Source organism: Pseudomonas sp. sp1636, assembly GCF_030376615.1.
Lineage (GTDB): Bacteria > Pseudomonadota > Gammaproteobacteria > Pseudomonadales > Pseudomonadaceae > Aquipseudomonas.
Genome location: NZ_JARRAB010000004.1, coordinates 1 through 13,090 on the forward strand (window position 1 = coordinate 1; position 13,090 = coordinate 13,090).

The 13,090-nt window shown below is 62.5% G+C and carries 11 protein-coding genes; all 11 read right to left on the reverse strand.

Translation table 11 applies throughout. The annotated features are described in order from the left end of the window. Nucleotides 1-1,366 (reverse strand): sigma-54 dependent transcriptional regulator (locus P8H27_RS05125; RefSeq protein WP_289635608.1); only part of this gene is annotated, 1,366 nt, incomplete at its 3' end. Continuing rightward, entirely contained in the window at nt 1,363-3,177 is a 1,815-nt protein-coding gene (locus tag P8H27_RS05130) for an ATP-binding protein (protein WP_289635609.1), read from the reverse strand. The genes P8H27_RS05125 and P8H27_RS05130, both read right to left, overlap by 4 nt. Before the next feature lie 149 nt (nt 3,178-3,326). Further along, on the reverse strand, nt 3,327-4,202 hold the full coding sequence (rfbD, locus tag P8H27_RS05135; RefSeq protein WP_289635610.1) for a dTDP-4-dehydrorhamnose reductase: 876 nt from the start codon (nt 4,200-4,202) through the stop codon (nt 3,327-3,329). Continuing rightward, nucleotides 4,199-4,744 carry a dTDP-4-dehydrorhamnose 3,5-epimerase gene (gene rfbC / locus P8H27_RS05140; protein WP_289635612.1) on the reverse strand — a complete coding sequence of 182 codons (546 nt, stop codon included), beginning with the start codon at nt 4,742-4,744 and terminating at the stop codon, nt 4,199-4,201. Before rfbC ends, rfbD begins: the two co-directional genes overlap by 4 nt. After that, on the reverse strand, nt 4,735-5,613 hold the full coding sequence (rfbA, locus tag P8H27_RS05145) for a glucose-1-phosphate thymidylyltransferase RfbA (protein WP_289635613.1): 879 nt from the start codon (nt 5,611-5,613) through the stop codon (nt 4,735-4,737). Before rfbA ends, rfbC begins: the two co-directional genes overlap by 10 nt. Next, nucleotides 5,610-6,677, reverse strand: a complete 1,068-nt coding sequence (gene rfbB, locus P8H27_RS05150) for a dTDP-glucose 4,6-dehydratase (RefSeq protein WP_289635614.1) — start codon at nt 6,675-6,677, stop codon at nt 5,610-5,612. Before rfbB ends, rfbA begins: the two co-directional genes overlap by 4 nt. A gap of 534 nt (nt 6,678-7,211) precedes the next feature. Next, entirely contained in the window at nt 7,212-7,955 is a 744-nt protein-coding gene (locus P8H27_RS05155) for a hypothetical protein (protein WP_289635616.1), read from the reverse strand. Between the two features lie 90 nt (nt 7,956-8,045). Continuing rightward, nucleotides 8,046-9,503: a restriction endonuclease subunit S gene (locus P8H27_RS05160; RefSeq protein ID WP_289635617.1), complete on the reverse strand. Its 1,458-nt coding sequence runs from the start codon at nt 9,501-9,503 to the stop codon at nt 8,046-8,048. Beyond that, nucleotides 9,500-11,044, reverse strand: coding sequence for a class I SAM-dependent DNA methyltransferase (locus P8H27_RS05165; protein WP_289635618.1), 1,545 nt, complete (start codon nt 11,042-11,044; stop codon nt 9,500-9,502). Before P8H27_RS05165 ends, P8H27_RS05160 begins: the two co-directional genes overlap by 4 nt. 151 nt (nt 11,045-11,195) lie before the next feature. After that, nucleotides 11,196-11,684 (reverse strand): hypothetical protein, encoded by a 489-nt coding sequence (locus P8H27_RS05170; RefSeq protein ID WP_289635619.1) that lies wholly within the window; start codon nt 11,682-11,684, stop codon nt 11,196-11,198. 32 nt (nt 11,685-11,716) lie between these two features. Then, the gene (locus P8H27_RS05175) at nt 11,717-12,901 is read right to left on the reverse strand and encodes an ATP/GTP-binding protein (RefSeq protein ID WP_289635620.1); all 1,185 of its coding nucleotides are present in this window, start codon (nt 12,899-12,901) and stop codon (nt 11,717-11,719) included. Between the last annotated feature and the right edge of the window lie 189 nt (nt 12,902-13,090).

Below are 13,090 nucleotides of genomic sequence, written 5' to 3' on the forward strand. Positions count from 1 at the left end.
AGCTTCCGCCAGTGTCGCTGACGCTCAGGCCGTGCTTGCGCAATTTGTCGTGCAGGGTCTTGCGCGGCACGCCGAGGGCTTCGGCCAGGCTGCGCAGCGAAGCATGGCCGCGACTCAGTTCGGCGGCGATCATGGCGCGCTCGAAGGCTTCCACCTGCTCGCTGAGGTTGCCGCTGGGCGGTACGCCGCTCTGCGGGCTGTCCAGGCTCAGTTCGAGGCCCAGATCGAGGCCGAGGGCGAAGCGCTCCGCGGCATTCTGCAGTTCGCGCACATTGCCCGGCCAGGGGTGACGCAAGAGCAGGGCGCGCGGCCCCGGTTGCAGTTCGCGGCCGGGCAGGCCATGGCGGGCGCTGGCGCCATCGGCGAAGTGCTGGAACAGCAGCAGGGCGTCTTCGCCGCGTTCGCGCAGGGGCGGGATGCGCAGCGGGGCGACGTTCAGGCGGTAATACAGGTCGGCGCGGAAGCGCCCCTGATCGGCGGCCTGGCGCAGGTCTTCCTTGGTCGCGGCGATCACCCGGATGTCCAGCGGGATCAACTGATTGCCGCCCAGACGCTCGACCACCCGCTCCTGCAACAGGCGCAGCAGCTTGACCTGGACTTCCAGGCTCATGCTCTCGATTTCATCGAGGAACAGGGTGCCGCCGTTGGCGAATTCGAACTTGCCGATACGGCGCTTTTGCGCGCCGGTAAAGGCGCCCGGTTCGTGGCCGAACAGTTCGCTTTCCACCACCGACTCGGCCAGGGCGCCGGCGTTGATGGCGACGAAGGGGCCGCTGCGGCGGTTCGACAGGTCGTGCAGGGCGCGGGCGACCACTTCTTTGCCGGCACCGGTTTCGCCGAGGATCAACACGTCGGCACTGATTCCGGCCAGGGCGCCGATCTGCTCGCGCAGGCGCTGCATGGCCGGCGACTGGCCGACCAGGCGCGCACTCAACTGCTGGCGGTCGGCCAGGGCCAGGCGCAGGCAGCGGTTATCCAGCACCAGGCGGCGCAGGGCCAGGGCACGGTGCACGCTGGCGAGCAGGTCTTCGCTGGCGAAGGGCTTCTCGAGGAAGTCGTAGGCGCCGGCGCGCATCGCCTGCACCGCCAGCGGCACATCGCCATGGCCGGTGATCAGCAGTACCGGCAGGTCGGGATCCTGTTCGTGCAGCTGTTCGAGCAGTTGCAGGCCATCGATGCCGGGCATGCGGATATCGCTGACCACCACGCCGGCCCAATCGCGGCCGATACGCGCGCTAACGCCACGGGCGTCGGCCAGGCTGACGACTTTCAGGCCGGCCAGGTCGAGGGTCTGGCTGAGGGCTTGGCGCAGATGGGGGTCGTCGTCGATCAACAGCACCTGGGTGCGTGGGTCGAGGCTGGTCATACGGGAAAATCCTCGGGCGACTGGGTTTTAACGCCATGTTCGGCGGCGCGCAGGCGCAGGGTCAGCAGGGCGCCGCCGGCGGGGTGATTGGCCAGCAGCAGTTCGCCGCCGAGCGCGCGCATCAGGGTATCGCAAATCGCCAGGCCCAGACCCAAACCTTGGGTGCTGGTCTTGGTGGTGAAGAAGGGCTCGCGGGCGCGCTGCAGGGCTTCGGCGCTGAAGCCCGGGCCGTTGTCGCGCAGGTGCAGGTCGACGCCCGCGGCGGTGCGTTCGGCGCTGAGCCAGATGTGTCGCGGCGGGGCTTTTTCGCTCAGCGCATCGAGGGCATTGGCCAGCAGGTTGCCGAGTACCTGGCGCAGGCGGGTCTCGCCGGCCTGCACCCACAGGGTGGCGTCCGGCAGGTCGCGAGTCAGCTCGACCTGCATCGCCCGGCGGCGTTTGGCCAGCAGCGCCAGGGCGTCGTCGAGAGCCGGTTGCAGGGCCACGCTTTCCGGGGCGTGGCGGTCGCGGCGGGCGAAGGCGCGCAGGTGGGAAATGATCGAGGCCATACGCTCGGTCATCTGACTGATCAGCTTGAGGTTGGCGCGGGCATCGTCGCTGCGCTGGTGGTCGAGCAGCACCCCGGCGTTGTCGGCGTAGCTGCGAATCGCCGCCAGCGGCTGATTGAGCTCGTGGCTGATGCTCGCGCTCATGGTGCCCAGCGCCGACAGCTTGCCGGCCTGAACCAGTTCGTCCTGGGCGCGCAGCAGTTCCTGCTGGGCCTGTTCGCGCTCCAGCACTTCCTGTTTCAGGCGGCTGTTGAGCAGCTCCAGATCCTGGGTGCGTTCCTGCACGCGCTGCTCCAGTTCCTGGCGCGCCTGGGCGTCCAGGGCGATGCGTTCGAGGTAATGGCGGCGGCGCTGGATCAGCAGGCCGAGGAGCAGGATGAGCACCAGTAATGCCGCGCCACCGATGGCGACGGCGCTGCGCACGGGACGGTCGAGCAACAGGCGCGGGGCCAGAATGCTCACCGTCCAGCCGATGTCAGCGAGGCGGCGGCTCTGCCGCAGCCAGGCCTCGGGTTCGAGCTGCAGCGGCGGCGGCGACTGGATGCGGTAGGGCTGGGTGGCGGCAATCGCGGCGCGCTCGGCATTGTCCAGCTCGCGGGTGGCATGGAAGCGCCAGTCGGCCTGCGAGGTGAGGATCACTACGCCGTAGTTGTCGGTGACCAGCAGTTGCTCCGGGCGCTGGCCCCACAGGGTCTCGGTATGGTCGAGGTCGACCTTGACCACCAGCACGCCAAGGATCTGCGTGCCCTCGCGCACGGCGGCGGCGAAGAAGTAGCCACGCTTGCGGGACGTAGTGCCGAGGCCGAAGAAGCGTCCAGGGCGGCCCTGCATGGCCTCGCGAAAATAGGGGCGGTAGGAGAAGTTGCGCTCGACGAAGCTGTCCTCCTGCGCCCAGTTGGAGGCCGCCAGGGTCTGGCCGTCGGGGGCCATCAGGTAGATGACGTCGGCGCCGGTCTGCTCCTGTAGGCCGCTGAGCAGGCGGTTGGCCCGGTCGCGCAGTTGAGCATCGGCACTGTCCTGCAACAGTTGGCGCAGGGTCGGCAGTTGCCCGAGGATCGGCGGCAGCACCTCGTAGCGGTTCAGGGTGCCGAGCAGGTTGGCGACGTAGAGGTCGAGGGTCTGCCGGTTCTGTTCGCTCAGCCCGCCGCGGTAATAACGCTCGGCCAGTTGTTGCAGCGGCCAGAGCAGCGGTGCCAGGAGCAGGGCAAGCAACACCAGGCTGCGCCAGCGAAGACGTTTGGGCGTGCGGATGGTTGTGCTCATGGAATTAGGCGCCTGGGGGTCGCAGGTAGTATGCATCTTCGAACTTTAGCAAGGGTTGTGCCAGGAGTCTGGGCGGCTTCCCTCGACATTTTTCCCGGCAACCCGCCTTGCCGCCGGGCGGCGGCCTGATGCGCTCCGCGCTGGGTGCGTTATGCCTGGCGCGGGCTGTGCAGACACTCGAGCAGGGCGCTGTGCCAGTCGGTCAGTTGGATCTGCCAGTCGCGTTGCAGACGCGCGCAGTCGAGCCGCGAGTTGAGCGGACGCCGTGTGGGCGTGGGGTAGGCGCTGGCGGGGATGGGCTGCAGGGCCGCGGTGGGTTTGCCTTGCATGCGCAGTCGCTCGGCAATCGCGCAGGCAAAGCCGAACCAGGACACTTCGCCCTGGGCGCTGAGGTGATACAGGCCCCAGGGGCCGGCCTGACCGGCGTGCCAGTGTTGGATCACCTGCGCGGTGGCGGCGGCGATGCTGCCGGCCCAGGTCGGCGCGCCGATTTGATCGGCCACTACCTTGAGTTCGTCGCGCTCCTGCAGCAGGCGTTGCATGCTCAGCAGGAAGTTGCGCCCGTGCAGCGAGTAGACCCAGCTGGTGCGCAGGATCAGGTGGGCGCCGCCAACCGCCTGGATCGCCTGCTCCCCGGCCAGTTTGCTGCGGCCGTAGACCCCGAGCGGGTTGGGCGCGTCCTCCTCGCTATAAGGCGTGTTTTTTGTGCCGTCGAACACGTAGTCGCTGGAGTAATGGATCAGCGGTGCCCCCAGCGCAGCGGCTTCCTCGGCGAGAATGCCCGGCGCCGTGGCGTTGATGGCGAAGGCCAGTTCGGGCTCGCTTTCGGCCTGATCGACCGCGGTGTAGGCGGCGGCGTTGATGATCAAGTCGGGGCGCAATTGGCGCAGCTGCTGGCGAATCTGCGCAGGATCGGCCAGGTCGAGTTGAGCGCGACCGCGCACGATCAGTTCCCCTTGCCCGTGCAGGCTCAGCTGCAATTCGCGGCTGACTTGGCCGTGTTGGCCGAGCAGCAGAATCTTCATGGCAACAGCTCCGCATCGGTCAGGCTGAGGCCGGCCTGGTCTTTTCCGGACAGCTGCGGCGCTGCGCTCAGCGGCCAGTCGATGGCCAGGCTCGGGTCATCCCAGCGAATGCAGCGCTCATGTTCAGGCGCGTAGTAGTCGGTGGTCTTGTAGAGGCATTCGGCGAACTCGCTGAGCACCAGAAAGCCATGGGCGAAGCCTTCCGGCAGCCACAGCTGGCGCTTGTTCTCGGCAGATAAGTGCGTGCCGACCCAACGGCCGAAATCCGGCGAGCCGCGGCGGATATCCACGACCACGTCGTACACCTCGCCGGCCGTCACCCGCACCAGCTTGCCCTGGGTTTGCTGCACTTGGTAGTGCAGGCCGCGCAGCACGCCGCGCTGCGAGCGCGAGTGGTTGTCCTGGACGAATGCGCGGGTCAGGCCGGTGGCCTCGGCGAAGGCGCGGGCGTTGAAGCTCTCGTAGAAGAAGCCGCGCTCGTCGCCGAACACCTTAGGTTCGAGGATCAACACCTCCGGCAGTGCAGTGGCTATTACCTGCATGGGTACTCCTGCGCCAGTTTGAACAGGTACTGGCCGTAGCCGGTCTTGCCGAAGGCCTGGGCTTGCTTGAGCAACTGTGCGCGATCGATCCAGCCATTGTGCAAGGCGATTTCCTCCAGGCAGGCGACTTTCAAGCCTTGCCGATGCTCGATGGTCTGCACGTACTGCGAGGCCTCCAGCAGGCTGTCGTGGGTGCCGGTATCGAGCCAGGCGAAACCGCGGCCGAAGCGTTCGACGCGCAGCTCGCCGCGCTTGAGGTAGGCGTTGTTGACGTCGGTGATCTCCAGCTCGCCACGGGCCGACGGCTTGACCGCCTTGGCGATCTCGACCACCGCGTTGTCGTAGAAATACAGGCCGGTGACCGCGTAGCCGGACTTCGGCTGCTGGGGTTTCTCTTCGATGGAAAGAGCCCGGCCGTCGGCGTCGAACTCGATCACGCCGAAGCGCTCGGGATCCTTCACCCAGTAGCCGAATATGCTGGCGCCTGAGGGATGAGCCGCGGCCCGCGCCAGTTGGTCGCCGAAGTGCTGGCCGTGGAAAATATTGTCGCCGAGGATCAGGCACACCGAATCGTCGCCGATAAACGACTCGCCGATCAGAAAGGCCTGGGCCAGGCCATCCGGCGACGGTTGCTCGGCATAACTGAAGCGCACGCCGAACTGGTTGCCGTCGCCGAGCATCTTGCGGAAATTGGGCAGATCCTCGGGGGTGGAGATGATCAGGATCTCGCGGATGCCGGCGAGCATCAGCACCGAGATCGGGTAGTAGATCATCGGCTTGTCGTAGACCGGCAGCAGTTGCTTGGACACGCCCAGGGTGATCGGGTGCAGGCGGCTGCCGGAGCCGCCGGCGAGGACGATGCCTTTCATGCGGAATGCTCCTCGAGTGCGCCCAGTCGTTCGCGTCTATAGCTACCATCCTGCACGCGGCGGCACCAGTCGAGGTTGTCCAGGTACCAGCACACGGTCTTGCGCAGGCCGCTGGCGAAGGTTTCTGCGGGCGTCCAGCCCAGTTCGCGCTCGATCTTGCCGGCGTCGATGGCGTAGCGTCGGTCGTGGCCGGGGCGATCCTGCACAAATGCAATGAGTTCTTTGTAGGCGCCGGCCGGTCGCGGCGCCAGTTCATCGAGCAGCGCGCAGATACTCTGCACCACATGCAGATTGGTCTGCTCGTTGTGTCCGCCAATGTTGTAGGTCTCGCCCACCCGACCCTCGCTCAGCACTTTCAGCAGCGCCCGGGCATGATCCTCGACATACAGCCAGTCACGCACCTGCTGACCGTCGCCGTACACCGGCAGCGGTTTGCCATCCAGCGCATTGAGGATCACCAGCGGGATCAGTTTTTCCGGGAAGTGATAAGGCCCGTAATTGTTCGAGCAGTTGCTGATCAGCACCGGCAGACCATAGGTGCGCTGCCAGGCGCGCACCAGATGATCGGAGGCCGCCTTGCTCGCCGAGTAGGGCGAACTGGGCGCGTAGGGCGTGCTCTCGGTGAACGGTTGATCGACGCCATGCAGGTCGCCGTACACCTCGTCGGTGGAAATATGCTGAAAGCGAAAGGCCTGCCGGCGCGCCTCGTCCAGCTGCAGCCAATAGGCGCGGGTCGCTTCCAGCAAGGCGTAGGTGCCGACGATATTGGTCTGGATAAAGGCCGCCGGGCCGTCGATGGAACGATCCACATGCGACTCGGCGGCCAGGTGCATGATGGCGTCCGGCTGGAACTCGGCCAGGGCCCGAGTCAGCGTCGCGCTGTCGCCGATGTCCGCCTGGAGAAACTGGTAACGCGGGTTGTCCGCCACGCTGGCCAGCGACTCGAGGTTACCGGCGTAGGTCAGCTTGTCGAGGTTGAGCACCTGGTGCTGGGTGTCGTTGAGCAGATGGCGAATCAGCGCCGAACCGATAAAGCCGGCGCCGCCAGTGAGCAGAATACGCATGAAATGAGTGCCTTCTTCGACATGCTGTGAGCATCCGACTTAGCTTGTCGGCTGAACGCCCCGGCCGCAAGCGCTGGATGCCGGCAGGGGTGCTGGCGCTCAAAGCACAGAATCAGGCTCGCGCCACCCTGCAACCCCTCGGCGAACTCAAGACACCCAGGCCGGTAGCCTTGGTAAAACAGGCCAGCATCGGCAACCAGGTTCAGGTGAACAACGGCGGGGGCCGCTGCAGCGCATAACGCCTGGAAAGGAGGCGTCAGACCGCGGCTGCGTGACCTGGCTCGTGCGTTACGCGAGCAGGAACAGCCCCGCCGCGAATTGCTGGATCGAACCCCGAGGAGGCCGTTACCGCTTAATCTGGGGCAGCGCGTAGCGCGTATCTGCGGTTAGCTCCAGAACAGCCGTCATCTGCCCGACCGTTTTGACGATCTGGTAGATGGCGGGGTTATCTGCATGCGCGTAGTTGCTGACATAGTTGGCCAGGTACGGGCAATTTGGGTGATAGCGACCTATCCGCATGATGCCGCCGGCTGTCTATCTGGCAGCGCTGACTTCATTGAACTTGATCACCCGCTCGTAGTTATCCAAGCCGTTAAGCACCAGCTTGACCGAGGGAATGGTGCTCAGGTCGTTGCGCGTTTGCTTGAAGATCAAGGTGACCTTGGTGTTGAGGTTGCGTACCAACTCGATAGAGCCGTACTTCAGCTCCTCATTGCCCACCAGGGTTTTTTCCAGGCGCAGGTTGTTGCCATCCGGTTCGAACACCGCGCTCACGCTACGCACCTGAACCTCGCGGTCTTTGTTGGTGCTGTTGAACTCGAATACGCAGGAGGGTGTCTGGGCGATGAAGTTGCAGTTGACCAAGCTGATGCGCACGCTATCGACCATCTCCATGCGCTTGCCAAAAAGTGTCGGGCTGTCGTTTTCGACGATACGTTCTTGAGCCTTGGCGAACTCGAACGAAGGTTTGGCGTACTCCATGCCGATCACGAAGAAGCCGGCCGACAGGCCAGCAGCCAATGTGAAGTTGACCATGCGACGTGGAATGGTGGGCAGCCGCCAAGCAACCATGGCGATCATCATGGCCATCATGAACACGAAGGCGGCAAAGAAGGACAGGAAGTTCTTCCAGTTAACGACGCCCAACCCGAAAACCGAGGGATCCGGGAATACATAGGTAATGATTGCCCAGCAGATGCCTATCACGCTGGATAAGCCGCCTGTCAGCCAGGCCAGTAGTTTTGCGGGAGTGCTCTTGATGTTGGCTTCCATATTCACTTTTTGATTTCCAGTTGTTGTCAGTGTGTTGGGGTTAAACGGGCGTCTTCCGCGCCCTGATGGGTTGCATTTTCTTTTGCGGTGAAGGGGTTACGCGCTCTTCCGGCCGCGCTTGGCTTTGGGCGCGGCGGCGCGTTGGGCTTGAATGCGTTCGAGCAGCACGCTGGCCGGTTCGTCGTTGGGGTCTTGCGCCACCAGTTCGCCACGGAAGGCCTTGGCCAGGATGCTTTGGGTCAGGCGGTCGATACGGCTTTTGGCCGAGGCGACTTTGGCTTCGAGTTGATCGGCGAAGGCGAAGAGTTGTTCGACGCGGCGGACGATTTCGGTTTGTTCTTCGGCAGAGGGGGTAGCAATCTCATGATCTGAAAGCTGCTTGGTGTACATGTGCTTGATCAAAGACCCTGAATCTAGCGTATCAACGAACGCCCTAAACTGAGGAGATCGGAAATACCAAAATAAATACTCCTTCATCAACGGGGAGTTACCATCGAACACGAAAACACATTGACGCTGATTCAAAAGGGCAGGAATTTCATCAATATAAATACATACGCGCCCAAGGAAGTCATCCTTCAGAGACTGCGCTGTCAAGTTCATGACAATATCGCCAGCTCGGACAAGATATCTGTCATTTCCAGGCAAGTAGGCCTCATCCAAACAAACCGTATTGCTGTCAGTCCAAACTATTCGACCGGCCACATGGAGATTACCGGGGCGGATCAGTCTGACTCCTGCATCTCGATAGTCTGCACTTGGAAAAGCCTTTCCATTCTGAGCGTGCGCACACTGATCCAAGCGAGTTAACACCCAACTAACCGGTGCAGAGGTAGCGTCATCACTGTCAGTTTCGTAGCAGCACGGATGGAGCTGAGCGGAATCCGGGGCATAGGTCTCCCCAGATTGCATCCGGGCTACGCGCCACTCCTCCGTCAGCCGCCCGGAAACCGCTGCGGTGAGGACGGATTGGCGGAAGCGCTTGAGCAGGGCGGGGATGGCGTCGAGGCGGGCTTTGAGGGTGTCGACCTGGGCCAGCAGTTCATCGAGTTTTTGGACGATGCGGGTTTGTTCGGCGAGTGGTGGCAAGGGCAACGGAAACGCTTCGAGCTTCTCCGAATCAATACTTTGTACGGTTGTCCCGTCTTTGGCGCATGCCGAAAGGACTTCCTGTCCAAAGCTCTTGAGTATGTAAAAGGATAATTTCGGTGATATGCCTTCGTTTGGTCTCAGCACTTTGATGTCCTGATTGACCGTCACATCTGCGCCCGCTAGGGCAACCGGGAACGTGTGCTGAAGAATCCCGCTCCGGGTCACCATCAATACCGATCCGGTCGGATATAGCACCATCCCAGCTTTATCCATGGCAGTTTGTGAAATCTTGTCTGCGGAGTCATTCAGCAGGTCTTTCTTCATGTCTTTGGGCGATACCCAAGGAATATCAGGGCTAGACCAGAATTCAGGGTTGGCTTTTGAAGGAGTTTTGCCACCCGAAACCCCCCCGATATCTGTCAGCGAAAAACTCGTCCAGCCGGCCGGCAGCTCGCCACTCATTCCCCATTCCCCTCAACCACCGCCAACCCCATCACCTCCGCCATCAACTGCTTCTGCGCCGCCACTTCATCGCCGGCGCCCAGCGCTTTCATCAGCTCTTCCAGCTCATGCAGGGCTTCGGTTAGTTCAGCCATGGCCTCGCCGGCCAGCACCTCGGGTGCCGGTAGTTCGCTGGCGTCCAGGCTATCGGCATCTTTTAGCCAACTGATATCCAGGGAGTCGCCACGGGCGGCGATGTCGGCGCGGGTAAATACGCGGAAGCGGCTGAGTTCGCCGATGCCTTCGACGTTTTCGGCGCGCGGGCTGTTGCCGTTGGCATCCGCACCGTAGGCGTCTTCGAAGGGTTTCAGGTGGCCGGCGCCGAAGGGGGTGCGTTTGCCGAAGCTGGGCATATTGCTGCGCAGGTCATACACCCAGACACGCTGGGTGCAGCCTTGTTCCTGGCGTGGGTTGGTGGCGCTGCCCTTCTGGAAGAACAGCACGTTGGTCTTTACGCCCTGGGCGTAGAAGATGCCGGTGGGCAGGCGCAGGATTGTGTGCAGGTTGCACTTGTCCAGCAGGTCGCGGCGCACCTCGGTGCCGACGCCGGCTTCGAACAGCACGTTGTCCGGCAGCACCACGGCGGCGCGGCCACCGGGCTTGAGGCCGCGGTAGATGTGTTGCAAGAAGGCCAGCTGCTTGTTGCTGGTCTTGTAGGTGAGGTCGTCGCGGGTCGGGCCGCCACCGCCCTTGGCGGTGCCGAACGGCGGGTTGGAGAGGATCACATCGACCCTGAGCAGGCTGGCGCCGGTTTGGCCGAGGGCGTTGCCCAGGTGCACCACGCCTTCTGCGTCGCCTTCCATGCCGTGCAGCAGGGTGTTCATCAGCGCCAGGCGGCGGGTGCCGGGCACCAGTTCTATGCCGACAAAGGCGCGGTTGCGCTGGAAGCTGCGGGCCTTGTCGTCGAGGTCGTAATGATCGTCGCTGTGGCGCTTGATATAGGCGTCGGCGGCAATCAAGAAACCGGCGGTGCCGGCGGCGGGGTCCTGGATGGTTTCACCCGGCTGCGGCTGGATGCAGTTGATGATGCTGTCGATCAGCGGACGCGGGGTGAAGTACTGGCCGGCACCGGATTTGGTTTCGCTGGCATTCTTTTCCAGCAGGCCTTCGTAGAGGTCGCCGAGGCCGTCCTGGCGGGCGCTGAACCAGTCGATGCCGTCCAGTGATTTGATCAGCTGCTCAAGGTGGCGCGGCTCTTTCAGGCGGGTCTGCGCATCGGCATAGATGGCGGCGATCAGCGGGTCGCTGTTCTTGCCCAAGTCGAGCAGCAGCTGCCGGTAGTGGTCGAGCAGGTTGAGCCCGGATCTATCGGCCAGATCCGGCCAGCGCGCGCCTATCGGTAGCTTGTGGGCAAAGCTGGCGTTGTTCTGCACCTGCTCGTATTCCATCTTGATAAACAGCAAGAGCACCAACTCGGTAACGTAGTCGCTGTAGTTGATGCCGTCGTCGCGCAGCACGTCGCAGAGGTTCCAGAGCTTCTGGACGATGTCGGAGTTGGTCATGGGGCTTCCTGGCCTGAAATAAAAAACCCGCACGATTTGTGCGTGGCTGCCGGGGGCAGTCAGAGGCATGGCGGGTATGTTGCGGACGAGGTTATTGTTCGGCAGGCGATTTGGCAAGTTTGCTGGCCGGCATGCAGACATGCGCCCTGACTCAGGGCTTCAGCAATGCCATGCGCAGCGTGACAATCGAGTGATTGCCTGTGGCATCCAGTACCGGCCGGGTAAACAACTCAGCGTAGGCTGCCGGCTCGGTGTGCCTGCCATCAAGTCTTGGATGCAAGCGCTGCTTGAGTTGCTGGCTGGTTTCGTGGGCCTGCACGGGCTCATCCAGCGCCTCCAGCAGGGCACCTTCCAGACACTGCGGACGCCAGAGAATAACTGTATAGCCGGCCACTGCTGCGCGCTTGTACTCGGCATCGCTGGGCGGCAGATCGGCATCCAGCAGCAGGATGCGGCGGTTATATTCGGTATTGCGATAGCTGCGGATGGCGTTGCTGATGATGTTGCCGGGCGAGCCACCATCCTGTGCCTGAACCTTGACGCTGACACCGCAGCCACGAGGGCAGTACAGCTGCTTCATGTGACTGATGAAGGCCTTGTCATCCGGCCCCTCTCCGACGACCAGCAGTGTTGTCTGCAACGCAGCCTGCCTGACTCCTTTGTGCTTCGGGCTCATAGATCAGGAACCGCGCCCAGCGCGCCAGCCATGTATTTGGCGTACAGGTTGTCATCGGCGCGCAGCCCCTGCACCTCATCCAGCCGCCAGGCGGTTGAGCATTGGTCTTGTTTCTCGCACAGGTACACCTGGTGTTTTTGCAGGCGGTTGAGCACTTCCGGGGTATGGCAGGTGAAGATCAACTGCGCCTGGTGCGGGTTGCTGTGCTCAAAGCGGAACCAATCAAGGATCTCAGGCATTAGGTGTGGGTGCAGGTCGTTGTCGATCTCGTCGATGATCGCCATGCCACCCTGTTCTAGGGTGGTCAGCAGGTGCTCAAGCAGGACGAAGGCCGACTGGGTACCGCTGGACTCCTCAAAGAGGCTCAGCTCGAAAGCCTTGCCATTTTGGCTCTGATGTATGCCAAACGGCATGTAAATAGTGCTGTCTTTACCCTCCTTGTCGACAACTTCCATCGGTCGAATGACGACGTCGGACAAGCCCAGATCAAACTCGCGCATGGCTGCAACCATGCGCGATTTGATGGCTGGGGCTGCCTCGTAGAGTTCAGCCGCACTGACCAGTGCACCGCGTTGGAAATGATGCCGGCCATGGCTGGCGACATTGCTGTTGATGCGGCGGAAGAACTCAATAAAAGGGCGGGCTTCTTTGATGTCGTAGCTGTGTGCCGCCGCCAGTAGTGAACAGTTGGCACGCAAGCTCTGTGCCTGGGCCTTGGGAAAGGGGAAGCCTTTGTGCTTGAAGGTGAAGCCTTCAGGGCTGCGCTCACGGCGAAACAGGTAGCTAAACTGGGTGCTGGTGCGATTGAGCAGCACCTCGCTGACGACTTTGCCGGCATTGAGCACCAGTTGATAGCGGTGCTGGATGCCCTGCAGAAAGAAGTCGATCTCAATACTGGTGTCCAGCTCCGCGTGCAGGCGGTGGGGCTGGTATGCGATGTCTTGGTCGGGATCCCCTTGCAGGAACGAATCGCAGATAAACCAGCCGAGGAAGGCCAGCGGCTTGATCAGCTGGGTTTTCCCCGAGCCGTTGGCGCCTACCACCGCGATGACCTTGTTCAGGCGGGTCTCGGGCAGGTTGATATCGAAGCCTGACGGCGTGGGCTTTTTGCCCACGGTAAAATCGAGCCGAGTTTCCTCAGCGAAGCTGTAGAAGTTGGAAAAGCGCAAAGAGCTGATCATATTTTCACTGTTCCAACAAAATTTCGTTGATTCTTGCTCTTTGCTGTTTATTTGGCAAGCGTGAAGTGCAGGTAGTGCGAGTGTCGCGACACAGATCCCCGTGCGGTTAAGCGGCCTCTCGTAGGGTTAGGCGCACGCAGCCAATAGCGATGATTCAGCGAGATCCGTTGCGCCATAACCCACCAGCGG

Coding starts and splice junctions, on each gene's coding strand:
- P8H27_RS05130 (WP_289635609.1), bottom strand. CDS start 3,177: ATGAGCACAACCATCCGCACGCCCAAACGTCTTCGCTGGCGCAGCCTG.
- rfbD (WP_289635610.1), bottom strand. CDS start 4,202: ATGAAGATTCTGCTGCTCGGCCAACACGGCCAAGTCAGCCGCGAATTG.
- rfbC (WP_289635612.1), bottom strand. CDS start 4,744: ATGCAGGTAATAGCCACTGCACTGCCGGAGGTGTTGATCCTCGAACCT.
- rfbA (WP_289635613.1), bottom strand. CDS start 5,613: ATGAAAGGCATCGTCCTCGCCGGCGGCTCCGGCAGCCGCCTGCACCCG.
- rfbB (WP_289635614.1), bottom strand. CDS start 6,677: ATGCGTATTCTGCTCACTGGCGGCGCCGGCTTTATCGGTTCGGCGCTG.
- P8H27_RS05160 (WP_289635617.1), bottom strand. CDS start 9,503: ATGAGTGGCGAGCTGCCGGCCGGCTGGACGAGTTTTTCGCTGACAGAT.
- P8H27_RS05165 (WP_289635618.1), bottom strand. CDS start 11,044: ATGACCAACTCCGACATCGTCCAGAAGCTCTGGAACCTCTGCGACGTG.
- P8H27_RS05175 (WP_289635620.1), bottom strand. CDS start 12,901: ATGATCAGCTCTTTGCGCTTTTCCAACTTCTACAGCTTCGCTGAGGAA.